Annotated in this window: 22 protein-coding genes; 11 read left to right on the top strand and 11 right to left on the bottom strand. The window is 66.4% G+C overall.

What is annotated here, in order from left to right:
* Positions 1-199 precede the first annotated feature (199 nt).
* Together ACYVN4_RS14695 and ACYVN4_RS14690 are read right to left on the bottom strand one after the other, a co-directional pair.
* Positions 200-1102, bottom strand: a complete 903-nt coding sequence (locus ACYVN4_RS14695; protein WP_460721304.1) for a L,D-transpeptidase — start codon at positions 1100-1102, stop codon at positions 200-202.
* A gap of 296 nt (positions 1103-1398) precedes the next feature.
* Positions 1399-2688, bottom strand: coding sequence for a cytochrome P450 (locus ACYVN4_RS14690; protein ID WP_460721302.1), 1290 nt, complete (start codon positions 2686-2688; stop codon positions 1399-1401).
* 131 nt (positions 2689-2819) lie between these two features.
* Here ACYVN4_RS14690 and lppU point away from each other — a divergent pair, with 131 nt between their 5' ends.
* On the top strand, positions 2820-3449 hold the full coding sequence (gene lppU / locus ACYVN4_RS14685; protein WP_460721300.1) for an LppU family putative lipoprotein: 630 nt from the start codon (positions 2820-2822) through the stop codon (positions 3447-3449).
* Between the two features lie 66 nt (positions 3450-3515).
* On the opposite strand, the gene ACYVN4_RS14680 is transcribed toward lppU, so the two are convergent.
* The gene (locus ACYVN4_RS14680; protein ID WP_460721298.1) at positions 3516-4181 is read right to left on the bottom strand and encodes a chymotrypsin family serine protease; all 666 of its coding nucleotides are present in this window, start codon (positions 4179-4181) and stop codon (positions 3516-3518) included.
* 497 nt (positions 4182-4678) lie between these two features.
* Here ACYVN4_RS14680 and ACYVN4_RS14675 point away from each other — a divergent pair, with 497 nt between their 5' ends.
* From ACYVN4_RS14675 to ACYVN4_RS14635, 9 genes are all read left to right on the top strand, one after another.
* Positions 4679-5497 carry an MlaE family ABC transporter permease gene (locus tag ACYVN4_RS14675; RefSeq protein ID WP_460721296.1) on the top strand — a complete coding sequence of 273 codons (819 nt, stop codon included), beginning with the start codon at positions 4679-4681 and terminating at the stop codon, positions 5495-5497.
* Positions 5498-5500: 3 nt separating this feature from the next.
* Positions 5501-6364, top strand: a complete 864-nt coding sequence (locus ACYVN4_RS14670; RefSeq protein WP_460721294.1) for an ABC transporter permease — start codon at positions 5501-5503, stop codon at positions 6362-6364.
* A gap of 13 nt (positions 6365-6377) precedes the next feature.
* Complete coding sequence (locus ACYVN4_RS14665; RefSeq protein WP_460721292.1) at positions 6378-7847, top strand: MlaD family protein; 1470 nt, start codon at positions 6378-6380, stop codon at positions 7845-7847.
* Complete coding sequence (locus ACYVN4_RS14660) at positions 7844-8887, top strand: MCE family protein (protein WP_460721290.1); 1044 nt, start codon at positions 7844-7846, stop codon at positions 8885-8887. The genes ACYVN4_RS14665 and ACYVN4_RS14660 overlap by 4 nt, the downstream gene beginning before the upstream one ends.
* Complete coding sequence (locus tag ACYVN4_RS14655; protein WP_460722667.1) at positions 8887-9882, top strand: MCE family protein; 996 nt, start codon at positions 8887-8889, stop codon at positions 9880-9882. The genes ACYVN4_RS14660 and ACYVN4_RS14655 overlap by 1 nt, the downstream gene beginning before the upstream one ends.
* On the top strand, positions 9879-11003 hold the full coding sequence (locus ACYVN4_RS14650; RefSeq protein ID WP_460721288.1) for an MCE family protein: 1125 nt from the start codon (positions 9879-9881) through the stop codon (positions 11001-11003). Before ACYVN4_RS14655 ends, ACYVN4_RS14650 begins: the two co-directional genes overlap by 4 nt.
* Positions 11000-12118 (top strand): MCE family protein, encoded by a 1119-nt coding sequence (locus ACYVN4_RS14645; protein WP_460721286.1) that lies wholly within the window; start codon positions 11000-11002, stop codon positions 12116-12118. The genes ACYVN4_RS14650 and ACYVN4_RS14645 overlap by 4 nt, the downstream gene beginning before the upstream one ends.
* On the top strand, positions 12115-13287 hold the full coding sequence (locus tag ACYVN4_RS14640; RefSeq protein WP_460721284.1) for an MlaD family protein: 1173 nt from the start codon (positions 12115-12117) through the stop codon (positions 13285-13287). Before ACYVN4_RS14645 ends, ACYVN4_RS14640 begins: the two co-directional genes overlap by 4 nt.
* 91 nt (positions 13288-13378) lie before the next feature.
* Positions 13379-14347, top strand: coding sequence for a hypothetical protein (locus ACYVN4_RS14635; protein WP_460721282.1), 969 nt, complete (start codon positions 13379-13381; stop codon positions 14345-14347).
* Positions 14348-14478: 131 nt separating this feature from the next.
* Here ACYVN4_RS14635 and ACYVN4_RS14630 read toward each other — a convergent pair whose 3' ends face one another.
* The 6 genes from ACYVN4_RS14630 to ACYVN4_RS14605 all read right to left on the bottom strand — a co-directional run bounded on the left by ACYVN4_RS14630 (position 14479) and on the right by ACYVN4_RS14605 (position 20279).
* Positions 14479-15132 carry a ribonuclease H family protein gene (locus ACYVN4_RS14630; protein WP_460721280.1) on the bottom strand — a complete coding sequence of 218 codons (654 nt, stop codon included), beginning with the start codon at positions 15130-15132 and terminating at the stop codon, positions 14479-14481.
* A gap of 10 nt (positions 15133-15142) precedes the next feature.
* Positions 15143-15643, bottom strand: coding sequence for an SRPBCC family protein (locus tag ACYVN4_RS14625; protein WP_460721278.1), 501 nt, complete (start codon positions 15641-15643; stop codon positions 15143-15145).
* A gap of 82 nt (positions 15644-15725) precedes the next feature.
* On the bottom strand, positions 15726-16925 hold the full coding sequence (gene lhgO / locus ACYVN4_RS14620) for an L-2-hydroxyglutarate oxidase (protein WP_460721276.1): 1200 nt from the start codon (positions 16923-16925) through the stop codon (positions 15726-15728).
* 11 nt (positions 16926-16936) lie between these two features.
* The gene (locus tag ACYVN4_RS14615) at positions 16937-17692 is read right to left on the bottom strand and encodes a hypothetical protein (RefSeq protein WP_460721274.1); all 756 of its coding nucleotides are present in this window, start codon (positions 17690-17692) and stop codon (positions 16937-16939) included.
* A gap of 352 nt (positions 17693-18044) precedes the next feature.
* Complete coding sequence (locus ACYVN4_RS14610; RefSeq protein ID WP_460721272.1) at positions 18045-18836, bottom strand: TIGR03084 family metal-binding protein; 792 nt, start codon at positions 18834-18836, stop codon at positions 18045-18047.
* Positions 18837-18923: 87 nt separating this feature from the next.
* Positions 18924-20279 carry a DUF445 domain-containing protein gene (locus ACYVN4_RS14605; protein ID WP_379359053.1) on the bottom strand — a complete coding sequence of 452 codons (1356 nt, stop codon included), beginning with the start codon at positions 20277-20279 and terminating at the stop codon, positions 18924-18926.
* A gap of 163 nt (positions 20280-20442) precedes the next feature.
* Here ACYVN4_RS14605 and ACYVN4_RS14600 point away from each other — a divergent pair, with 163 nt between their 5' ends.
* A complete protein-coding gene (locus ACYVN4_RS14600) occupies positions 20443-21507 on the top strand; it encodes a metallophosphoesterase (protein WP_460721270.1) in 1065 nt (354 codons plus the stop codon).
* On the opposite strand, the gene ACYVN4_RS14595 is transcribed toward ACYVN4_RS14600, so the two are convergent.
* Both ACYVN4_RS14595 and ACYVN4_RS14590 read right to left on the bottom strand, forming a co-directional pair.
* Positions 21504-22532: a zinc-binding dehydrogenase gene (locus ACYVN4_RS14595; protein ID WP_460721268.1), complete on the bottom strand. Its 1029-nt coding sequence runs from the start codon at positions 22530-22532 to the stop codon at positions 21504-21506. The two genes, ACYVN4_RS14600 and ACYVN4_RS14595, sit on opposite strands and share 4 nt — an antisense overlap.
* 54 nt (positions 22533-22586) lie before the next feature.
* Positions 22587-23447 (bottom strand): alpha/beta fold hydrolase, encoded by an 861-nt coding sequence (locus ACYVN4_RS14590; protein WP_460721266.1) that lies wholly within the window; start codon positions 23445-23447, stop codon positions 22587-22589.
* Positions 23448-23500: the final 53 nt, after the last annotated feature.

Raw genomic sequence — 23500 nt, 5'->3', positions numbered from 1 at the left:
TGTCGGTCGACACGCGCCACCGACTGTTCACCGGACACACCTGAAGGGGGCGCGGACATGGGACGAATGGTACGAAAGCCCAATTGATTTGGTGACCAAAACCACGTGAACGATCGACCAACAGCAAGACGAATCGAACAACGGCAAGAAGAAGGGCCCCGCTCGATGGAGCGGGGCCCTTCGTGATCGAACCGGAGGCTTAGTTCCAGTCGCCCCAGCCGTCGCTGGTGCTGAAGGTGCCGATGGAGTTCTTCACGATCACCGGGTCACCCTTCTTCACGTTCTCCTGGAACCACTTGGCGTCCTCGGTGGAGACGTTGAGGCAGCCGTGTGAGGTGTCCGAATAGCCCTGCTGCGCAACGCTCCACGGGGCGGCGTGCACGAAGATGCCGCTGTTGGACATGCGGGTGGCGTACTCGACCTCGAGCTTGTAGCCCTGCGGATCGGTCACCGGCACACCGTAGGTCGAGGAATCCATGATCATCTTGCGGTTCTTCTCGCTGACGATGTAGGTCCCGTTCGGGGTCTCGTGCCCCTTCTTGCCCATGGAGGTCGGCATGGTCTTCACGACCTCGCCGTTGCGGGTGACGGTGATCTGGTGGGTGGCGTCGTCGGCGGTGGCGATGAACTCGTCACCGATCTCGTAGGCCACCTTGGTGTCGCCCGCCTGTACGGTCACCTGGGAGCCCGACGGCCAGAAGTCCTCGGGCCGCCAGCGCACCTGCTTATCGCCCATCCAGTAGAAGTGGCCGTTCACCTTGTTGGTGGAGGTGATGCGAATGGCCTTCTCGGCGCCCGCGTGGTCGCTGACCGGATCCTTGAAGTTGATGATCACGGGCATGGCCACGCCGACCACGTCCCCGTCGCCGGGGCTGATGTTCGGGGCCGCGAAGTTGGCCGGCGGGACCGGCGCCTTGGCATTCGGGTCGGTGGGCAGCGAGCCGTTCTCGGGCTGCGGCATGACGGCCGACGGCACGCCCGGCAGTTCGGGGCCGCCCGGCCATAGCGGGGTCGCTGATGCCGGTGCCACCACCACTGCTCCGGTCGCCGCGACAGCGGCGAGGGCGATCAGTCCCGTTCTCCGATAGCGGGTAAGCAGCACAGCAAGGTCCTCTCAGATCTTCGTACACACGCAAGAACTGCGGGCGCACTTCACCCGCGTAGGTCCCAACCCCGGCTCCATTACTACAGCGATCCGTCCCGCAAGCCAATTGGCTTGTGCCAGTTATGCATACCGACTCATTGGTGTGTGCCACGTCACATCACTGCGGGGTGGTTGCTCGCCTGGCGTGAATGCGCCGTTGGCGTCGGCGATTCCCCGAAAGTGACACCGCTGCGGCCGGTTTCGGAGTGAACGCTTCCTGAAACCTCACTGTGATCGAAATCACGGACGGCGCTTCAGGGTTGAACGTCGAACCTGATCGCCGAACGCGGGCCGACCGTGATCGTGTGGGGCACCGACCAGGGTGCGCCGAATCGAGCGAAACGCGGCGTCAGCCGCAGCCGCACGCCAGTCAATACAGTAGCCAACACAATTCGAAGTTCATAGTCCGCCAGCGTCGCGCCCACACAGCGCCGGTGACCGCCGCCGAAGGGTGCGAACTCGAAGGGGCTGTAGCGCCGTTCCAGAAACCGGTCCGGCCGGAACAGTCGCGGCTGCGGCCACACCGCCGGATCGGTGTGCAGCAACTGCACCGATATCCCCATGGTGTCCCCCGCCGCCAACGGCATCCCACGCAGGGTGAAATCACCGGTGAGCCTGCGCAATACGATCGGCACGGGTGGATGCAGTCGCAGCGTCTCCTGGCACACGGCGTCCAGGTACGGCAGCTGCATCAGCACGTCCGGCTCCGGATCGCTTCCAGCCGAGGATAATTCGTCCAGGAGCCGCTCGAGCGCGGCGGGCTCGCGATGCAGCCGGTACAGCGCCCACACCAGCGTGGTCGCGGTGGTCTCGTGCCCGGCGACCAGCAGCGTCCGCAACTGCTCACGCAGATCCACAGCGGTGATGACGCTGCCGTCCTCGTATCGGGTGTCCAGCAGCAGTGCGAGCAGGTCGTCCCCGCCGCCGTTCGCCCGCCGCCGCGCCACCTCGGCATCGATGAGTTCGTCGAGCCGATCCCGTGCGGCACCGAACCGCTCCCAGCCGGACATTCCGAACATATTGCGCCGCAAGGCCGGAACCAGAAAAAGAGCCGGACCGAAGGACTCCAGGAACTGCGTGGTGACCGCCGTGTATTCGGCCCGCCGCCCAGGATCGTCGATGCCGAACACCGCCGCCAGGATCACCCGCAGTGTCAGGGCCCGGGCCGCCGCCCGCGCATCGATCCGGGTGCCGGGCCGCCACGGGTGCCCGGTCCGCTCACCGCTCAGCTCCGCGCGGGCCGCCTCGCGAATGGTGTTGCCGTAGGCGCTGATTCGACTGCGATGGAAGGCGGGCGCGAGCAGTGCCCGCTCCCGCCGGTGCCGTACGTCCCGGGCCAGGATGAGCGAGGCCGCGCCCACCATCGGCTCGATCGGATTGGGCCGCGGCGGCTCGAGCAGTTCGACGGGGGCTCGGAACACCTCGCGCGCACCCTCGGCGGTGGCGGTGAAGGCGACCGCGCCCAGGCCGGGGATGCGCACCCGGAAGGGATCCCCGTTCCGGGCCCGTTGCCAGGACGCATAGCTCTCGAGGATGTCAGGCATGGCGCTCCCGGTTTCGCCGTTACGGATCGCTATACGAAATGATTCGCCGCCTCGGTTCGATCTTTGTCGGGTTCCGCGTGATATGCATGATCGAACTCAAATCTGCTTGTTTCGAAATATAGGACTCTTCCGTGTTGCGTCAGCAGCTTTCCGCCCGGATCGCCCTCCCCGCGATCTCCGTCGCCACCCTGCTGCTCGCCGGCTGCGGGAGCACCGTCACCGGCCATCCGCAGGCCGCGCCGGGCGACACTCTGATTCCCGCCGGGGCGCCGGCCACCACCGGGGCCAAGCCGACGGGCAAGCCCGGCCCGGGCGCGCCGAGCACCACCCCGCGCGCGGACCGCGGCGGTCACACCGACTTCCAGGCCTCGATCGGCGACTGCGTGAAGCTGGGCGGCACCACCACCGACGCCACCATCGATGCGGCCGTGTGCGGCAGCCCGGATTCCAACTACCAGGTGACCGGCAAGGCGCCGGTGAACACCCAGTGCGGCAAGGGCGCCGACCAGGTCTACTACGAGACCTACAACGGAGTCGAGACCGGCGCGCTGTGCCTGACCGTCGACTGGGTGGTCGGCGATTGCATGGAGATGGGTACCGATGTCGCACACCGCATTCCGTGTACGACCCACGACGCGTCCGATGGCGTGAAGGTCGTCTCGATCCTGCAGAACACCACCAGCGTCGACTCCTGCCCCGGGGACAACCAGGGCTATGTCTACGAGGAGCGCAAAGTGGTCGTCTGCGTGAATACCCTCTGACGGAATCCCTTCCGACGAGAAAGGGGCGGCGATTCGAAAATCGCCGCCCCTCACTACTTCTCGTGGCTAGACGGGGTAGTACCCCGAGCCGATCCCGCCGCGACCGTTGAGGTCCGCCATGATCGAGCTCATATTGGTGCCGACCTCGGGCCCGAAGCAGGCCACCGCCAGGTAGGCGTTGACCATGCCGACCAGGGTGGTGCCGACGACGACCGGTGCACCGGAATCGCCTTCCACCACACACATCTGGCTCCAGGTCTCGACACTCGTGTCGAAGACGTCACCCCAGGACAGCCCGCAGGTGTTGCCGGTGGTGCGGCCCTCCTTGCAGACGATCATGGGGAATCCCGGCGGACCGCCGAGCCCGGTGATGGTGACATTGCCGATCCGATTGACCGGGACGACCCGGTCCGGGTTGAACTGGATGACGGCGTAGTCGAGATCGTGGTTGGAGTAGACGAACTGCCCGATCTGCCCTGCGGCCCTGTCCTTCTCGGCCCAGACCTTGGCTCCGGCGTCGCCGCAGTGTCCGGCGGTGATCCCGACCAGCCGGCCCGCGCCGTCGTGACCGATGGTGGTCACGGTGCACTCGAACTGGTCGTCAATGATGATTCCCGAGCCACCACCGATGACGGCGGGCGCGGGATCGGCGGTGGCGGCTCCGGCGCCGAAGAGCGCGGTGCTCAGTGCGACGGCGAAAACCCCGGTCGCCCCGGCCAATTTCTTGATCATGTCCCTCCAGACGTCGGAAGCCGCACGAATCTCAACCTGCGGTTACTCATCCTGTCAGTATTCGTGCCCGGTTGCCTCTTGTACTGCCACATGTTGCGCAGCCGTGTCCTGCTGGGGTTCGGGGCGGATACCTAGTTGGATGGAGATATCGGAACAATGCACAAGCGCTATCGAATTCCGATAAATTTGATCCTATAAATTGTTACCCGGTAGGTGTTCACATCTGCGACCGCCGGTGAAAATTAGAACATGTTCTAGATAACTGCCTGGTTCTTTGGGCTCGAAACCAACCCTGATGTGGCTGTTCACAGCCATAAGACGAATGTGATCCGGGTCTATGACCGGAACCACAATCGGTGATGTGCTTTTCCTAACTCCGTAGTAAGGTGCGTCAAGCAACAGTCGCCGGAGACGGGTAACTCCGGCGTCGAGAGGGGTAGTCAGTGCACGTGACCACGAGCCCGGCGGACCAGGGGAGTCCACCAACGGCATCACGGATGAATGCGGCCGTGGATTGGGCCAAGGCGTACTGGCAGGACCATCCGAAACGTTCGCTGGAAACCGGCGGCCGGATGATGTCCATGGGTGTCTCCGCGGTAGCCGAACTTTTCATTGCCATTTTCCGCCGCCGCTTCCCCGTCGCCGAGTTCGTCCGGCAGTGCGCCTTCATGGCGAATGTCGCGGCCGCCCCCACGCTGCTGGTCGCCATTCCCATCGGCGTCATCGTCTCCATCCAGGTCGGCTCGGTCGCCGGACAGGTCGGTGCGACCTCCTTCATCGGTGCGGCCAACGGGCTGGGCATCATTCAGCAGGGCGCGCCACTGGTCACGGCGCTCATGATCGCCGGCGCGGTCGGCTCCGCCATCTGCGCCGACCTCGGCTCCCGCACCATCCGCGAAGAGATCGACGCCATGAAGGTGATGGGCGTCGACCCCATGCGCCGCCTGGTCGCCCCGCGCCTCGGCGCGGCCATGTTGGTCTCCGTACTGCTGTGCGGCTTCGTCGTTTTCGTCGGCTTCCTGACCGGCTACATCTTCAATATCTTCGTCCAGAACGGCACGCCGGGTTCCTACATCGGGACCTTCGCCTCCTTCGCGATCACCACCGACCTGGTTGTGGCGCTGCTGAAGTCGCTCATCTACGGGCTGCTCGCCGCCATCATCGCCTGCGATTCGGGACTCAATGCCAAGGGCGGCCCGGGCGGTGTCGCGAATGCGGTCAACACCGCGGTCGTGATGTCGGCCGTCATGCTCTTCGGCGTCAATCTGATCATCACTCAGCTGTACAACTCCTTCTTCCCGCCGCAGGTGGTCTGAGCCGTGTCAGCTACTTACACACCGCCGCTGCTGCGGCCGCTGAACAAGCTCAAGGGTGCGGCCGGTGCGCCGCGGGACTGGCTGGCGCGCATCGGCCACCAGGTCTTCTTCTTCCTGCGTTCGATCGGCTCCATGCCGCTGGCGTTCAAGCAGTACCCCAAGGAAGTCTGGCGGCTGCTGTCCGATGTCACCTGGGGCAACGGCAATCTCGTGGTCGGTGGCGGCACCATCGGCGTGGTGCTGATCCTGTCGGCATTCGGCGGCATGACCGTCGCCATCCAGGGCTACACCTCGCTGAACCTGCTGGGCCTGAGCCCCTTGACCGGCGCCATCTCGGCCTTCGCCACCACCCGCGAGCTCGGCCCACTGCTCGCGACCGTCGCCTTCGCCGCGCAGGCGGGCTGCCGCTTCACCGCGCAGCTGGGCGCCATGCGCATCTCCGAGGAGATCGACGCGCTGGAATCGGTTGCCATTCGGCCGCTTCCGTATCTGGTCAGCACCCGCATGATCGCGGCCATGATCGCCATCGTGCCGCTGTACTGCATCGCGCTGCCGCTGGCCTACATCTCCTGCTCGCTGACCGTGGCCCTGGTGGGCGGCACCGCGACAGGCACCTTCCAGCACTACTTCTATCAGTTCCTGATCCCGCACGATGTGCTGTACTCACTGCTGAAAGCAGTGCTGTTCGTCGCGCTCACCACGTTCGTCCAGTGCTACTACGGGTATTTCGCCTCCGGCGGTCCCGAGGGCGTGGGCGTGGCGGCCGGTCGCGCGATCAAGCTGTGCATCATCGCGGTCGTCTTCGCAGACCTGTTCATGACCTTGGCGATCTGGGGCGTCAACCCCGGCATCCGGATCTCGGGATAGGGGGCCGCACACCATGCTCATCGATCCGAGTGGACGCGGACCGACGATGCGGCAGCTGCTCATCGCCGGGGTCTGCGGCCTCACCGTCGTCGCCGTCGTGCTGGGCTTCCTGTTCGCCCGCTATCGCGGTTACGGCGTCGAAAAGGTCAATGTCACCGCCAATCTCACCACCACCGGCGACGGCCTGCCCGCCAACGCGGACGTGAAGTTCCGCGGCGTGCTGGTCGGCGCGGTTCACGATGTGACCGTCGCGGCCAAGGGCGAGAAGCAGGAGGTGCACATCGAGATGAAACCCGAGTACGCCCCCGGCATCCCGGCCAATGTCACCGCGCGCGTGGTGCCCTCCAACCTGTTCGCCGTCACCTCGGTCGAACTCGTCTACAACGGCACGGATCCCGCGCATCTGAAGGAGGGCTCGCAGATCGCGCAGGACGAGTCCAAGGGCACCATCGCCCTGCAGGACACCCTGACCAAGGTCCGCGACATCCTGGGCCAGATCGATCCGGTGCAGTTCGGCCGGGTGCTGGGCACCCTGTCCTACGCCCTGGACGGCAGCGGGCGCATGCCCGGCTCCACCGTCGAGCGGCTGGACCGCTGGCTCGAGCAGGTGCGCGGCTCGGTCCCGGACGTCGGCGGCTTCCTCGACGATCTCTCCGGCTCCATGCACGCGCTCAACCAGTCCGCGCCCGAACTCATGGGCGTGCTGAAGGATTCGGTCGAGACCGCCAAGACCATCTCCGACCGCCGCGCCGAGCTGACCTCGCTGCTGGCCGGCACCTCCACCACCATCGACAAGGTGAACGGGCTCTTCGCCCGCAACCCCAATGTCGGTAAGGACGTCACCACCGGCACCAGCGCCCTGTTCGGCGCGCTGTCGGACAATCCGGACGCCATCCCGCAGGCCATCTCGAATCTCAACGATTCGGTCCGCAAGCTGAGCTCGACCTTCAATTGGGGCCCGCAGCAACAGATGCGGTGGAACCTGGGCATCACCTTCACCCCGTACAAGCCCTACACCCGCGACGACTGCCCGCGCTACGGCGACCTGGCCGCCCCCAGCTGTGCCACCGCGCCGCTGGTGTCGGATCCGGGCACGCTGCCGGAGGCCATGCGGCCCAAGGCCATCGATGCGGCACAAGGTCTCCCGATCACGCCGCCGCCCGCGGGCTTCCCGCTGATCCCGGGCCTGACCACCACCGGTACCCCCACCGACGTGCCCGACGCCGCCCAGAAGCCGGGCAACGACCCGCTCGCGGGCACCCCGCTGCAGGGCCTGTTCCCGAACCTGGCCCCGGCTCCGGCCGCGGCCGCTCCGGCCGCCGCGCCGGGTTCGGTGCCCACCGCCGGAAATATCGCCCTCACCGGTGACGACGCCATCACCGCCCTGCTGGGCCGGCGTCCGACCGCGGCCGAATACCTGCTGTTGAGCCCGATCCTGAAGGGTGCCACGTTGCAAGTGACCGAAAACGGTGCCGGCCGATGAGCATTCGCAAACCGCTGATCGGATTCACCATCTTCGCGATCGTGTCCGTCCTGGTGACCGCGGTCATCTGGAACACGCTCGCACGCACTGTGTCGGGCAGCACCAACTCCTACAGCGCGACCTTCACCGACGTGCTCGGCCTGCGTCCGGGCGACGACGTCCGGATGGCCGGCGTGCGCGTCGGCAAGGTCGAGTCGATCGACCTGGACAAGAAGAACCAGGCGGTGGTGAAGTTCATCGTGCAGCGTGATCAGACGCTGTTCGGTGACACCAAGGCGCTGGTCCGCTACCAGAACCTGATCGGTCAGCGCTATGTCGCGCTGGCGCCGCCGGATCCGAAGAAGCCGCACACCGGTGATCATGTGGCGCTGAAGAACAACGCGTCGATTCCGCTGGAGCGCACCGAGCCGTCCTTCGATGTCTCCGCGCTGCTCAACGGTTTCCAGCCGCTGTTCCAGGTGCTGCAGCCGGAGCAGGTGAACAACCTGTCCAACACCTTCATCCAGGCGCTGCAGGGTGACAATGTGTCGCTGGCGGCGTTCATCACCCAGGCCGCCTCGGTGGCCTCGGACTTCGAACGCCGCGACGGCATTCTCTCCGACGTCATCACCAACCTCTCGGGCGTGATGTCCGGGCTGGCCAAGCGCGGCGACGAACTGGAGACGCTGGTCACCCAGACCCGCGCCCTGATCGGCGGGCTCTACGCGCAGGGTCAGTCGCTGCAGTCCTCGACGGTCCAGATCGCCGATGCCACAACCGCTCTGGTCGGCATGTTCGGCTCCATCCAGCCCAAGCTGGTGCTGGCGCAGAACTCCAGCCACGACGCGCTGGCGCTGCTGCTGAACAATGGCGCCAAGCTGGACCAGGCGGCGGTGGATCTGCCCGCGATTCTGGCCAACGTCGGCAAGTTCACCCAGAACGGCACCTACGCCAACGCCTACCTGTGCAGCCTGGACGTCTCGCTGTACGGCATCCTCTTCCCGCGCGGTCTGTTCTCGCAGATCGGCGGCAACTCCCACTCGGCGGTGTGCCGGCCATGATGACGAAACTCAAGTCTCGCTTCAACGCCAACAAGAACTTCTGGCTCGGCGTGGGCGGCGTCGCCCTGATCGCCGCGCTGCTGTTGGGCTCCACCGCCTACAAGCAGATCGGCATCGGCCAGCAGACCATCAAGGCCGAATTCGTGCAGACCGCCGGCGTCAAAGTCGGTGACAAGGTGGATGTCTCGGGTGTTCCGGTCGGCACCATCTCGGGCGCGGAGCTCGAGGGTGACCACGTGCTGATCACCCTGAACGTCGACAAGAAGGTCAAGCTCGGCCCGGACGCCAAGGCGTCGATCAAGATGGCGACCCTGCTGGGCGCGCGCTACATCGACCTCACCCCCGGCGACGGCTCCGGCATCAAGGGCAACCGGATTCCCAAGGCCAACACCGTCGTTCCCTACAACCTGGCCGACGTGGTGCAGGAGGGCACGCCCAAGTTCGAGGAGCTCGACACCAAGAAGCTGGCGGATTCGCTGAATCTGATCAACCAGCAGATGGGTGACACCCCGAACATGACGGTGCAGGCGCTCGACGCCATCGGCGCGCTGGCCAAGACCATGAACAACCGCAAGGACCAGGTCGACCAGCTGCTCAAGGACCTGGACCGGGTCACCAAGATTCTCGGTGACAACCGCAACAGCCTGCTGCTGGTGATCACCCAGGGCGACGCCATCGCCAGCCGGGTGATGGAACGCCAGGGCCTGCTCAAGAGCCTGCTGGACAATATCGCCACGCTCAGCGGGCAGCTGCAGCAGATCGGCGCGCAGAACCAGAATCAGTTCGGCCCGACCCTGATTCAGCTCAACACCATGGCCGACGGCCTGCAGAAGAACAAGGACAACCTGGACCGGATGCTCTCGATCCTGCCGCCGTCCGTCCGGCAGTTCAACAATGCCTTCGGCAACGGCAACTACGGCGAGGTCGCACTGCCGTGGCTGTTCCCGGACAACTGGCTGTGCTTCGCGCAGGTGAACGAGGGGTGCCACCAATGACACCGAACAAGCAGCTGACACCGAAGAAGCAGTGGCTCGGCCGAATTGCCAAGGCCACCATGATCGGTGCGGTCGGCCTGGCGGTCGGCTCGTGCTCCATCGTGCCGCTCGGGGTGAAGGACGCCACGGGTCAGACCAAGCACTTCACCGCGGACTTCCTCAATATCGCGGGCATGTTCGAGGGCAACCCGATCACGGTGCTCGGCCTGGAGGTGGGCCGGGTCGACAAGATCGTGCCCAAGGGCATGTACGCCGAGGTCCACATGACGGTGGACAAGGGCGTGGACATCCCCAAGAACGTTCAGGCCGCGCTGGTTTCGCCGTCCATCGTGACCGACCGCCACATCGAGCTGACCCCGCGCTACACCGGCGGTGACAAGCTGGCCGACGGCGCGCACCTGACCACCCAGCAGACCAAGACCCCGGTCGAGCTGGACACCATGATCAAGACCATCGACAGCTTCGCCGCCGCGCTGAAACCGCAAGAGGGACAGGACGGTGTCGGTCCGCTCTCGGGTCGCGTGCTGTACCCGATGATGAACGGCAACGGCGAGAAGATGCGCGATGTGCTCAATGCGCTCTCGGGCGCGTTGAAGACCGGCGTCGACAACAAGGACGCCATCTCCACCATCATCATCAAGCTCAACGAGCTGACCAGCATGCTGGCCGACAATGACGATTCGGTGCGCGGCTTCAGCAACAAGATCACCCAGATGACCGGGCTGCTGGCCGACCAGGCCCCGGGCCTGCAGGCCACGCTGGATCAGCTGAATGCCTTCCTGGCCAATACCTCCGGGGCGTTCTCGCAGTACTCCGATCAGCTCAACGGCACGCTGACCGGGCTGACCAAGGTCACCCAGCAGCTGCGCGACAACGCGGCCGGGGTCACCGAGATCGTCGACGTGGCACCGCTGCTCATGCAGAACCTCGACAAGTCGGTCAACCGGCAGGGCAACTTCATTCGCCTGCACGGCATCCTGGGCACCGCCCTCTCCGGCGAGATGATCAGCGTGTTCTGTGAGCGCATCCAGATGAAGTCGGACGGTTGCCGCACCGGCAAGATGGAAGACTTCGGACCCGATTTCGGACTCATGGCGGCGATGCTGGGGATGACCAAATGAGTAATCGCCTTCTGCGGGAACTGCGTTCGGGCCGCGCGGCCCGGCGCGCCATCGTCGCCATCGCGGTCTCGGCGACCGCGGTGGTCGCCTCCGGCTGCGGCCTCACGGTGGAGAGCCTGCCGCTGCCCAAACCCGGTGCGGGCGGCGAGACGTACACCATCCACGCCACCTTCGACAATGCGCTGAACCTGCCCGACCAGGCCAAGGTCAAGGTCGGCGGTTCCGATGTCGGGGTGGTCACCAAGATCACCACCAAGGACTTCCACGCCTACGTGGACATGGATATCCGCAAGGACATCGAACTGCCGCAGGGCACCACCGCCGAACTGCGCCAGGCCACTCCGCTCGGCGACGTGTTCGTCTCGGTGATCACCAAGCCCAAGACCGCGACGAACACGGTGATGCTGAAGAACGGTGACACCATCACCGACACCTCGGCGGGCGCGACGGTCGAAGAGCTGCTGATGTCGGTGTCGTTGCTGTTCAACGGCGGTGGCATTGCCAGCTTGTCCAAGCTGACCTCCGAAATGGACTCCATCGTCGGCGGCCGCGGTGAGCAGCTCGGTCACGTGCTCACCCAGATGACCAGTGTGATGGCCAGTCTCAACAAGAACAGCCAGCGCATCGACGGCACCCTCGCCGGCTTCAGCGCGCTGGCCGACACCATCGAGGCCAACCACCAGCAGCTCGGCCAGGTGGCCGACACCCTGCCCGGCATGATCGGCGCCATCGCCGAGAACAACCAGGCGCTCGGCGATCTGCTCACCAAGATCTCGACAACCAGTGCGGCGCTGGGTGATTACGCGAACACCACCTCGGATTCGCTGTCCAGCCTGCTCGACAATGTCACCCAGTTGATGACGGCGTTGTCGAAGACCGATCAGACCCTGGGCCCCGCGCTCGACGCCCTGCACGACATCCGGCCCAAGGCCGACGCCTCGTTCAAGGGCGACACGCTGGCGGTGGCCGCGACCCTGTCCATGCTGGACATCGGCCTGCTGACCGACCCGGCCAACAGCAAGTTCCCGGATCTCAAGGACCTCAACGACTTCGGGGGCAGCCTGATCCAGGTCCTGCAGATCATCTACGGCCGGATCAACGGGGGACACCGATGAACTGGGTGAAAAGCCACAAGAACCTGGTGTCCAACGCCGCGCTCGTACTGATCCTGCTGGTCGGCGCGTCCTACCTGGCGATCAGCGTGATGCGGGTGAACCCGCTGCGTGAAACCTACCGGGTGACAGTCAATCTGGACCGTTCCGGCGGTCTGCAGGCGGGCAATGACGTCACGCTGCGCGGCTATCGCATCGGCAAGGTCACCGACATCAAGCTCGTCGACGACGGTGCGGCCATCGCGGCCACCGCCGAGATCGACAAGAAATACTCCATCCCCACCGACACCGTGGTGGCGGTCGGCGCGCTCTCGGGCGCGGGCGAGCAGTACATCGACTTCCGCCCGAATGTCGAGTCGGCTCCGTTCCTGCACAACGGATCCGTCATCGCCTACGACGCGAACAAGGTCAAGACGCCCACCCCGGTGTGGTCGGTGCTCGACAATGCCAGCGCCATGATCTCCGAGATCGACCCGAACAAGTTCGGCGTCATCCTCACCGAACTGGACACCGCGCTCTCGGGCGGGCCGGATCAGCTGCGCTCCATGATCGATGCGATCAGCCTGGCCACCACCGGCCTGGACAATCTGCTGCCGCAGACCACCAATCTGCTCAAGAACCTGCAGACCATCACGGGCACCACCTCGCTGGCGCAGCCGGATCTGGGTACGCTGACCCGTAATTCGAGTGTGTTGTTCAATCAGTTCAACGACGCGAATGCCGAACTCCAGAAGATCCTGGAGCAGGCTCCCGGTCAGATGCAGGCCCTCGGCGCGGTCTTGGACAAGACCGCCGACCCGATGACCAGCCTGGCCACCAACTTCGCGGCCATCACCAAGGCCGCGCAGCTGCGCACGCCGGCGCTGCGGGCACTGTTCCCGTCGCTGGCGCTCGGCACCTCCGCCATGGGTGTGCCCGCGCACGACGGTGAGTTCTACACCATTCTCGACATCTGGCCGCGCACCTGGTGCGACTACGTCACCAAGAAGGTGGCGGCGGATGTGGCCACGGAGAGCACCTTCCCGAAATGGGCGAGCTACTGCCAGAACCCGCCCATGGATCAGCAGATCCGCGGATCGGGCAATGCTCCGCGACCGGACGTGCCCAACAACGGCGCGCTCCCGCCCGCCGGCTCGGATCCGAACGAACGGACCCTGCCGCCGATCAAGTGAGTGCCCTGTCGCTGCTCTTATGCGCGACAGGCATACTCGCTGACGAAACCTAGACGGTGCGTCCGCAGCGCACCGGGAAAGTGATCGATACATGTCGGATGACGCTGCCCAGGACAAGAAAACCGAAGACGATTCCATCGCCGAGGCCGATGCCCAGGACAGCGCCGCCAGCGCCGAACAGGCCACCGACAGCGTCGACAAGGCCACCGAGAAGCCGGAGCTGACCAAGGCGGAGCCGAAGGCTGAAGAGCCGAAGGTCGAGGAGCCGAAGGTCGAAGAGCCGGAGGCCGCGACCGAGGTGATCACGACTGCGGCCGCCGCCGAAAAGGCCGAACCGGCAGCCGAATCGGCCACTGCCGCCGCGGACCCCGAGGCGGACAAGCCGCGCGCCGCGCTGCCGAAGTCCGCGCTCGGCGGCAAGATCGCCGTGCCCATGGTGGCACTGATCGCGCTCGGCGTGCTGTTGGTCGCCTCGCTCGCCGGACTCGGCGCGTTCTGGTGGCAGTCGCACACCAAGAGCAACGAACTCGCCGACCGTGATTCGGCCAGCACGGCCGCCTGCGATTTCGCCAAGGCGGTCTCGGTCTACGACCAGAGCACCTGGAACGACTTCGGTCCCCGGGTGCAGGCGCTGATCACCGGCGAGTTCAAGACCATGTTCGATCCGATGGCCGGCGACGTGAAGGACATCCTGTCCAGCGCGCACGCCAAGTCCTCGCTGAACGTGCTGCGCTGCGGCTGGGAGTCCGGCGACTCGAACAAGGCGACGGTGCTGGTCAGCCTGACCCAGACCTCCACCAACGACTTCCACAACAAGCCCATCGTGCTCACCATCCCGACCTACGTCGAACTGGAGAAGCACGACGGCAAGTGGCTGGTCTCGAAGTTCCAGCCGGTCTACGCCGGTGACGAGAACCCGCTCTTCCCGGGCGGCGGTGGCGGCAACGACCAGCAGGGCGTCCAGCCCTCCGGCACCCCGAGCACTCCGGCGGCTCCGGCTCCCTCGAGCCAGGCCGCTCAGCCCGCGCCCACCAGCGCGGCCCCCAAGCCGGGCAACTAAGACATACGCGAGAGGGCCTGTCTCCGGAATCATCCGGCGACAGGCCCTCTCGTCATCCCGGCATGTTTTTGGCCGGGATCCACACGACGAGGCGTTGGATTCCGGCCAAAAGCGCGCCGGAATGACGGGGATCAGAACAGCGTGAGTGCCTCGGGCGCAGGCGTTTTGGTGGCCGCCGCGCGGACGCGTGGGGTCTGCGGCGCGGAATGCGTGGTGGCCGCGACCTTTTCCGCCCCCACCTTCTCCGCCTCGGCGGGCCGGGTGATGGGCAGTTCTTCGGTCTTCGGCTCCGTGATCGGCAGCGGCTCGGTCACCGGATCTAAGGGCGTCGGCTCTTCCGGCTCGGTGGCGCCGGAGGCGGCGGCCCGCCGGGCGGCCTGCCCGGCCAGCCCGTCGGCCTGCTCGTTGAAGTAGTTGCCCACGTGACCGCGCACCCAGCGGAAGCGGACCGGGCCGGGCCGGGTGGCGATGGCCCGATCGATCTGCTGGATCAGCTCGACATTCTTGACCGCCGCACCCGTGGAGGTCTTCCACCCGTTGTTGCGCCACCCGTTGATCCATTCGGAGGCGCACTTGATGGCGTAGAGCGAATCGCTCTCGATGAGCAGGGGCTCAGCGCCGGGATGCGCCCGGATGGCCTCGAGGAGGGCACGCAGCTCCGCGATCTGGTTGGTGCCCGAGGGCCCACCGCCGCTTGCCGACCCGCCCGCGTGATTGACCCAGGCCCAGCCGATCGCGCCGCCCGGATTACGCAGGCATGATCCGTCGGTGCTCACGATGATCATGCGGCCTACCCTACGCGATCCGGCCGACAAGATCGGTGCCGTGGAATTCCTCTATCTCCCTACGCAATTGCGACTCCGTTCGTCGGACCGTGGCCTGCACCAATGCCGCCGCCATCTTGCCGAGCAATTTGCCGGTGAGACCGCGCGGCACCCAATACTCGGTCTCCGAGGTCAGCACCGCACGGCCGTAGCCGAGCGGATCGAAGCGCAGGGTGATGACACAGAAGTTGGCGCACGCCGACGTCGGCTTCCCCGTCCGGCGTCGGCGCAGTGTGTACTCGATGACCGCGTTGCGGCGGTAGTCGGAGATCTCACACTCGATGGTGGGATGCCACAGGCCGACCCGCAGGGTCGCGGCGAAGACGGCTCCGGAACCGTGATCGGAATCCCCGATCGGCTCGAAGGCGACGACGCCGAAGGCCCAGTCGGGCACGAACTGATGGTTGTCCGTGTACGTGAACGCGACCTCCACCGGCGCACCGACGTCACTCGCGTACTTGAAATGGCCCATAGGCTGCTCCCTGTCCCACGGCTGCCACCAAAAGTACTACAGCAATCCTATTTATTGCAGGGAGTCGCTCAAAAGCGGTCGCTCAATCGGTGGACTCAGCGTCGGTCAAGCGGTCGACGATGTACTCGGCGATGGGCAGCGCGGAGGTCGCCGCGGGGGAAGGCGCGTTGAGCACGTGCACCGAGCGCGGGGTGCGTTCCAGCAGGAAATCGTGGGCGAGGGTGCCGTCGCGCAGCACGGCCTGCGCCCGGATCCCGGCCTCGCGGGGTTGCAGATCGGCCGCGGTCAGCTCCGGGCAGTAGCGGCGGCACTCGGCCAGATAGCCGCGCTTGAACAGCGAATTGCGCATTTCCCGCAACCCGGTCCGGACGTTGGCGGCGGCTACCCGGTGAAAACCCGGATAGCCCAGGATCTCCCGGGCATCGCGCAGATTCACGCTGCCCTTGCGGTAGCCCTCGCGCGCCAGCCCCAGCACCGCGTTCGGTCCGACGGTCAGCTCGCCGTCGATGGTGGGGCTCAAATGCACGCCCAGGAACGGCAATTCGGGATCCGGAATCGGATAGATGAGTGTGTTCACCAGACCTTTGCGGGCCGGCGGCAATTGGTAGTACTCGCCCCGGAACGGCACGATGCGCAGCGTGATGTCCAGGCCCGCCAGCCGCGCCATTCGATCGGCCTGCAGCCCGGCGCACACCACCAGCCGCCGGGCCTGCCAACTCCCGGCCGGTCCGGAAATGGTTACCGCTGAGTCTGTTTCGGTGATGGCCGTGATCTCGGTGCCGAGCGCGATCTCGCCCCCGCCCGCGCGGACCTGCTCCGCCAGTGCCCGGGTGACCCGGCCGTAGTCGATGATGCCGGTGCTCGCCACGAACAGCGCCCCGACACCGGTGATCCGCGGCTCGCGCCGGCGCAGCTCGGCGGCGTCGAGCAAGTCCACCGCGACGCCATTGGTGACCGACCGCTCGTAGAGCGCGAGCATGCGCGCGTGCTCGGCGGCGTCGGTGGCCACCAGCAGCTTTCCGCACTCCTCGAACGGAATCCCGTGCGCGGTAGCGAATTCCTTGGTGAGCCGCGCGCCCCGCACGCACAGCCGTGCCTTCAAACTGCCGGGCTCGTAGTAGATGCCCGAATGGATGACCCCGCTGTTGTGCCCGGTCTGGTGCAGGCCGAGTTGCCCGGCCTTCTCCACCAGCAACAGGCTCGCCCCCGGATGGCGTTCGAGAATGCGGTGCGCGGTGGCCACCCCGACGATGCCGCCGCCGATCACGCAGAAGTCGTACACACCCCGAAGTCTCACACAGCGGTGAGGCGCGAGTCTTCCCCGTGCGTCGGCGTGACCGAATCCGGCACCGGCGTGGCGGATTCGGCAGGGGTAGCGGATTCGGCAGGCGTGGCGGTCGCCGGGACGGGGTGCCGGGCGATCTGCACCCCGAAGCGCCCCAGCGACGGATCCGACAGCGTCAGCGTCACATCACCGTGGCTGTCCACATCGGTCCGCAGCTGGGTATTGGCCGTCGGATCGCCGGTGATGCCCAGCTGTTCGCCCAGCGGGCTGCGCAACAGCGCGTCGGCGAAGGTGGCGAAGAGATTGGTATCGACGGTGAGCGTGATCGAATTGTGCTGCGCCGCAGCCACTTGCGCGCCCAGATAGGTGGTTCCGAGCCGGACCTGACCGATGAGCGGGTGGGGTGCGTCGGCCGCGGTGGCGGCCCCGGTGCCGGGGATCCGGACCGGAATCGACCGGGTCGGGACCGATTCCATCGGGCTGGTGGTGAACAGCGAGGTGAGTCCGACCTTGTCCGACAGCGGCCCGGCGGACTGCGCGTTCGGCTGATCGGATCCGCCGCCGAGTTCGATGAGGGCCGGGTGTTCGGACGGCGGTGCGGCGAGCCGTCCGGGCTCGTGCGCCATCTCGTTGGCGATATAGGACCCGGCGGCGACGGTCAGCCCGATGCTGGCCATGCTCGCGGTGACGATGGCGCTGTAGCGGAACACCTGGGCGGCGCGACGGGTCGACCCGGCCACCTGCGCGGCGATTTCATGCGACATGACTGGTGCGTCCTTTCCCTCTCCCCTGGTCCCCCTGCGTCTGAACGACGCAGCGACCCGCACCATTGAAAGTCGTACGCGCGTCCAGGTTACGGTGACCTCAGGTAACACCGGCCACCGATATGACCAGTATCACAAGATGGAAAGGTTGGACATCATCAGGTTTTCCCCGTCGAAAGCCTGGGTAAAAACCTGATAGCGGCGAGCGCCAACTCGACTGCCATCGAAGAGACCTCCGGCCAACGGCGTCCGGTCGGCACCAGGCACGGCGCACCCAGGCTGGCGCTCGTCGCGCCCGAAAAGCCCTGTGGGAATTGGGGATTCTGGTCGGAGGCCGGGATAAAGCGGCGGGTCAGGCGAACTGACCCGCCGTTCGGCCGCTTCCGGGCGGACCGGCGAACGCCTGGGCCAGGCCCAGCCATTCGCGAGCGTCGTCCCCGGTCACCACGAGCGCCAGATCGTCGAAGTGCCGTCGCTGGGTCACCAGCTGGCAGAAGTCCAGGGCCGGACCGGTGACGCGCTGCGCGGCATCCTCGGGTCCCCAGGTCCACACGCTTCCGTCCGGTGCGGTCAGTTCCACCCGGAATTCCTCGCCCGGCGCGGTCTTGCCGTGCGTCATATACGCGAAGTTGCGGGTCCGCACGCCGATGTGCGCGATGTGCCGCAGGCGGGCGGTGGGTTCGCGGGTGACGCCCAGGCAGTCGGCCACGTCCTGCCCGTGCGCCCAGGTCTCCATCATGCGGGCGGTCACCATCGAGGCCGGGCTCATGGGCGGCCCGAACCACGGCAGTTTGGTGCCCGCCGGGACCGTGCGCAGCGCCTCGACCAGGGCGGCGCGGTCACGTCGCCAGTCGGCGAGCAGTTGCGGCGCAGGCGTTTTCGCGCCCGCCTCGGCAGCCTCGTCCACGAAGGTGAGGACCTTGGGCAGAGCTTCCTGGACCAATGCGTCGAACCGGACCGCGTCGGTGGCGGCGATGACGGAGACCTGATCGGTCCAGTTCAGATGGGCGATCTGATGGGCGATGGTCCACCCGGCGGCGGGGGTGTCCCGCTGCCAGTCGGCGGGGTCGAGGTCCGCGATCAGCCGATCGAGATCGGCGCATTCGGCGGTGAAGTCGGCGAGCAATGCCTCGAGATCGGCCACCCGGCCAGCATCGCAGCCGGTCCGGAAAAATGCAAGCACGCGTGCTTGGTTTTCCGGCGGTCCCGGTTGCTCGCCGAAAAGTGGCTGCTACCAGCCGAAAAGAATCAGATGCACGGCCCCGACCACCAGGCCCAGCGCCGCACCGTGCAGATACAGCAGCCACGCGTCCTGCTCGATCGAGGCGTAGAACATCTCCATGAATTCGCCGGGCGTGAGCTGCTGCAGCTTGCGGGCCGCGAACTCGTCGATCTTCTTGGCCTGGGCCGCCGCGAATTCCGGATCGTCGGCCAGGCTCGGGGCCAGGCTCACCGCGGCCGTGGTCGCGCCGATCTTGAGATTGTCGAACTGGCGCTTGCCGAAGACGCTGCGCACCACCGAATGGGTGGGCCCGAGCTGACGGTGGATCTCCTGGGAGATGAGCCGCTCCAGCAACTGCCGGGTCTTGTCGCCATTGGGCCCGTCGAGCAGTTCGCGGGCCAGGTTCGGCAGCGTGAGCACCTGGTAGGCCAGGATGTGCGAGAGATCGGCCGCGGCCTCGGGCTGCCGCTTGGCCAGCAGCGCCTGCTTCCACAGGTACTTGTAGCGCGGCTGCGGATCGCCCGGCTCGAACACCACCTTGACCGCGATCACGTTCACGATGACGCCGATCAACGCGGTGGCCGACAGGATGACGAACCAGCCCGGCAGCCAGCCCAGCACCGGAATGTGGTGGTGCACCTGCATATACAGGGCCAACAGCAAGCCGAAGGGCGCGCCCAGCAGGCCGACCTTCACCATGAACCGCAGTTCGGGAGCGGCGATGGTGGTGGTCAGGTCCTTGAGGATCTCCGGGTTCTCCCGCAGATACCGGATGACGAAGTCCTTGATGTCGATGAGCTGGTCGACATTGTCACCGAGCTGATCGAAGGCACGCCGGGCCAGCGTCGGCAACTCGCGCTCGATGCGCTGGTAGAGCACATTGCGCACGGCATTGGGCACCGCGCCCCACAGGTCCGGATTCTCCTGGTTCATGATCTCGTCGACCATGGACGGCACCTGCTTGCGGCCCACCTCGGCGATGTAGTCGGCAATGCCCTCGAGGTCGAGTTCGTGGATGAAGTCGCGGGGACTGCCGATCCGCATCAGCGCCTTGTCGACGCAGATGCTGGCCATCTTCTCCGAGCGCGCGGGAATGAAGCCCTGGAAGCCGAGTCGTTTGCCGTCGCCGGAAAAGGTGGGCAGCACCTGCACGCGACGCGGGAAATAGGGGTAGAGGTACTCCAGGCCGGGGATGCGGTAGCCCTTGAAATAGACCGGCCAGAACAACATCAGCACGCCGGTCCAGTTGGTGAGCCAGCCGGCGATGGCGCTGAAGATGGGAAAGCTGATCAGATCCACGACGAGTTCGGTCTGGCCGGTCAGTCGTTCCCAATCCAGGAACAGGCCCGAGGCCAGTGTCGTCATAGCAGCGTCCCCCTACGGCCGAGCTGATGGTGAGAAATTCGGACTCCCAAGAACGTACCGTGTCGTGGTCCGGACGGGCCGGTGACCGGGACGTAGTCTGCGGCGGGTTCCATGGTCGGGAATACTGGTCGATCGACCAATAATGCGAAGGTGGGAGTTCGGCATGTCATTGGATCGTCGAGGGTTCTTCACCGGCACCGCCGCGGCCGGGGTGGCCGCGCTCGCTGCCACGGGAGCGACCGCCCGGGCCGACAATGCCCCGGCCGACAAGTTCGCGCTCCCCGATTCCGACCGGCTGCGCATTCTGCTCACCGGTGACGCGGGCACCGGTGCGCGCCCGCAGTGGCAGGTCGCCGACGCCATGCGCGCCGAGCATGCGCGGCAACCTTTCTCCTTCGCGCTCGGCCTCGGCGACAACGTCTACGAGCAGGGCCCGTGGTCGGATGACGACGCCCAGTTCGCGGCCAAGTTCGAGGACCCCAACCACGACCTCGACTTCCCGTGGCTCATGGTGCAGGGCAATCACGACAATTCCTCGATCCTGCCCGGCGACGGCGGCTGGCTGCTGCGCGGCGACCACGAGGTGGCCTATCACGCCCGTTCGCGGCGCTGGTTCATGCCGTCGCGCTATTACTCGGTGCGGATTCCGCAGGAGCAGCCGGTCGTCGAATTCTTCGTGCTGGACCTCAATCCCATCGCCGCCTACCTGCCGCCGCTGTTCCAGCCGTACTGGGCCGCGGACGGCCAGTTCATGACCGAGCAGGCGGCGTGGCTGGACCGCGCCATCGACGAGTCGCCCGCGAAGTGGAAGATCGCCTGCACCCATCACCCGTACCTGAACAACGGGCCGCACGGGAATGCCGGGGAATACGAGGGATTGAGCATCGAGCCGATCGACGGGCGCTATGTGAAGGACTTCTTCGAGGCGCACGTGTTGGGCCGCTGCCAGTTCCTGCTCTCGGGGCACGACCATTCGCTGCAGGTGCTGGAGCCCGACACCGCCTCCAAGGGCACCCGGCAGATCATCTCCGGCGCGGCAGCGAAATCGGTGCACGACGAACCGCACGCTTCCGGGCGGCACACCCCGAATACCGCGCTCTACGAGAACTATTCGGATCTGGGCTTCATGGTGTTGGACCTGACCCCCACGTCCGCGGACCTGGGGGTCTACACCGTCGATCTCTCGAACGGTCAGTCCACCAACGCGTTCCAGCGTCGACTGGCCTAGGGCTTCAGAATAATCCGGATCGGGTTGCCTTCCTTGGCCTCCAGGGCGTGCACGGCCTTGGCGGCATCGGCCAGCGGCACCACCGCGCTGACCGAGCGGGAGAAGTCGACCCGTTGCAGCCCTTGCAGTTTCACCAGCTTGCTGACGTCCTCGGGGGCCGAGCCGTAGTGCCCACGCACCTGCTGCTGGAAGAAGCTGAACGTGGTCCCGCCGGTAATGGTGATCGGCTTGTCGGTGAGCCCGACCAGCACCAGACGGCCCTGCGGCGCGAGGCAGACGACGGCCTGCTCGCGCACCGGGGCCACGCCCGCGAAGTCGAAGGCGGCATTGAGTCCGGTCCCGGTCGCCGCGAACACCTTGCGCCGCAGGTCCGGATCGGCCGGATCCAGCGCCAGGTCCGCGCCGAACTCCAGCGCCCGTTCCCGCGCGGCGGGCAGTGGATCCACCGCGATGATCGGGGCGGCACCGACCAGGCGCAGCAACTGCACGCCGTGCGCACCGAGGCCGCCGACGCCCCAGACGCCCACGGCCTCACCGGCTTTCACCTCGGCGGTGGCGGTGATGGCGGCCCAGGGCGTGGACACCGCGTCCGGAATGAAGCAGGCCTGCTCGAACGGCAGCTCGTCCGGCAGCGGCACCAGCGTGTCCACCCGTGCCAGCGTGTACTCGGCCCAGCCACCGTCGTAGTCAACACCCCGGGTGAAGGTGGCCGCGCCGCGAAGTTCGCCCGCCTGCAACACCACCCGATCGCCCACCTTCGCGGTGGTCACGCCCGGCCCGAGCGCGTGCACGGTGCCCGCGACCTCGTGCCCGAGCGTCACCACGTCGCCCGGCAGGAACATCGGCGTCAGCGTCCCGTCGATGAGATGCACATCCGACAGGCACACACCCGCCGCTTCCACCTTGACCAGCACATGATCCGGTCCGGGTTCCGGAATCGGCACCTCGTCCAACTCCAGCCGCCGCGAGCGCGGCGACTCCGAGCGCGGTCCCAGGTGTAGTCGTGCGGCCAGCATGGTGCTCATACGTTCCTCGTTCCGGTTCAACGGCCCTCCCCGGCCGCCATCGTAGGCGCGTGTTCAGCGCGCGTGGTCGGTCTTGCCGACCCGGGCCGCGCTGAGGAATTCGGTGAGGATGGTGGTGACCTGCGCGGCCTGCTCGAGCATCGGGACGTGGCCGCCGTCGTCGATGTATTCGGCGCGATCCGGTTGCAGGCGGTCGTTGAGGGCACGGCCCGCGGTCGCCGACAGCACGCGGTTGCGACTCCCCCAGATCGTGCAGATCGGCGGAAGCCCGTCGCGATCGGGCCAATCATCCAGTGCGGCAAAGGAAGACAGGTCCTGGATGATGCGCAGCAGCGATTTGGCGGGATAGCCCGCCGACAGTGCGCCGGTGTACGGGGATTCGCGGAAGGCGCGGCGTCCGGTGAACCAGTAGCGCACGGTCGCCCGGGCCAGCCAGCGCGGCGTATGCCAGTGCTCGAGGGCGTGGATCACCGCCTCGGGCGCGGCGCGGTCGAGGCGGGCGGCCGGGCCGAGTCTGCCGTGCAGCACGGTGGATTCGGTCAGCGGATTCATGGCCACCGCCGCGCGGATCAGCTCCGGATGCTGCCGGGTGGTGTTCAGGGTGATCGCGCCGCCCAGGCAGTTCCCGATCAGGCTGACATCGGTGAGCTCGTGCTCGACCAGGAACCGGTGGATCAACTCGGTGTACCGCGCCAGCGTGAAACCACCCGCCGGGTCGTTCGTCAGGTTCTTCGCCGAGCTGCCGAATCCGGGCAGATCGAGCGCGTAGACCCGGTATTGCCCTGCCAGCGCGTTGATCTGGGGCATCCACACCACATGCGCCGCACCGGCGTGGTGCAGCATGACCACCGGTGGGCCGCTCTCGCCACGACGTAGGTAGGCGATCCGGACACCGTCGCACTCGTACTCTTCCATGGCACCCCAACACCCTCGTTGTCCGTGTTGGGTTCATGGTCCCGCAATTCGGT

The organism is Nocardia heshunensis (genome assembly GCF_054782115.1).
The sequence above is the reverse complement of the archived record's forward strand: the minus strand, read 5'-3'. Positions and strand labels throughout refer to the sequence as shown.

Excerpts from the sequence above, each read along its gene's own strand:
- ACYVN4_RS14590 (WP_460721266.1), bottom strand. The coding sequence starts at position 23,447 with ATGGAAGAGTACGAGTGCGACGGTGTCCGGATCGCCTACCTACGTCGT.
- ACYVN4_RS14635 (WP_460721282.1), top strand. The coding sequence starts at position 13,379 with ATGTCGGATGACGCTGCCCAGGACAAGAAAACCGAAGACGATTCCATC.
- ACYVN4_RS14690 (WP_460721302.1), bottom strand. The coding sequence starts at position 2,688 with ATGCCTGACATCCTCGAGAGCTATGCGTCCTGGCAACGGGCCCGGAAC.
- ACYVN4_RS14625 (WP_460721278.1), bottom strand. The coding sequence starts at position 15,643 with ATGGGCCATTTCAAGTACGCGAGTGACGTCGGTGCGCCGGTGGAGGTC.
- ACYVN4_RS14595 (WP_460721268.1), bottom strand. The coding sequence starts at position 22,532 with ATGAGCACCATGCTGGCCGCACGACTACACCTGGGACCGCGCTCGGAG.
- ACYVN4_RS14650 (WP_460721288.1), top strand. The coding sequence starts at position 9,879 with ATGACACCGAACAAGCAGCTGACACCGAAGAAGCAGTGGCTCGGCCGA.
- ACYVN4_RS14655 (WP_460722667.1), top strand. The coding sequence starts at position 8,887 with ATGACGAAACTCAAGTCTCGCTTCAACGCCAACAAGAACTTCTGGCTC.
- ACYVN4_RS14675 (WP_460721296.1), top strand. The coding sequence starts at position 4,679 with ATGAATGCGGCCGTGGATTGGGCCAAGGCGTACTGGCAGGACCATCCG.
- ACYVN4_RS14640 (WP_460721284.1), top strand. The coding sequence starts at position 12,115 with ATGAACTGGGTGAAAAGCCACAAGAACCTGGTGTCCAACGCCGCGCTC.
- ACYVN4_RS14630 (WP_460721280.1), bottom strand. The coding sequence starts at position 15,132 with ATGATCATCGTGAGCACCGACGGATCATGCCTGCGTAATCCGGGCGGC.
- ACYVN4_RS14665 (WP_460721292.1), top strand. The coding sequence starts at position 6,378 with ATGCTCATCGATCCGAGTGGACGCGGACCGACGATGCGGCAGCTGCTC.
- ACYVN4_RS14600 (WP_460721270.1), top strand. The coding sequence starts at position 20,443 with ATGTCATTGGATCGTCGAGGGTTCTTCACCGGCACCGCCGCGGCCGGG.
- ACYVN4_RS14645 (WP_460721286.1), top strand. The coding sequence starts at position 11,000 with ATGAGTAATCGCCTTCTGCGGGAACTGCGTTCGGGCCGCGCGGCCCGG.
- ACYVN4_RS14660 (WP_460721290.1), top strand. The coding sequence starts at position 7,844 with ATGAGCATTCGCAAACCGCTGATCGGATTCACCATCTTCGCGATCGTG.
- ACYVN4_RS14615 (WP_460721274.1), bottom strand. The coding sequence starts at position 17,692 with ATGTCGCATGAAATCGCCGCGCAGGTGGCCGGGTCGACCCGTCGCGCC.
- ACYVN4_RS14605 (WP_379359053.1), bottom strand. The coding sequence starts at position 20,279 with ATGACGACACTGGCCTCGGGCCTGTTCCTGGATTGGGAACGACTGACC.
- ACYVN4_RS14680 (WP_460721298.1), bottom strand. The coding sequence starts at position 4,181 with ATGATCAAGAAATTGGCCGGGGCGACCGGGGTTTTCGCCGTCGCACTG.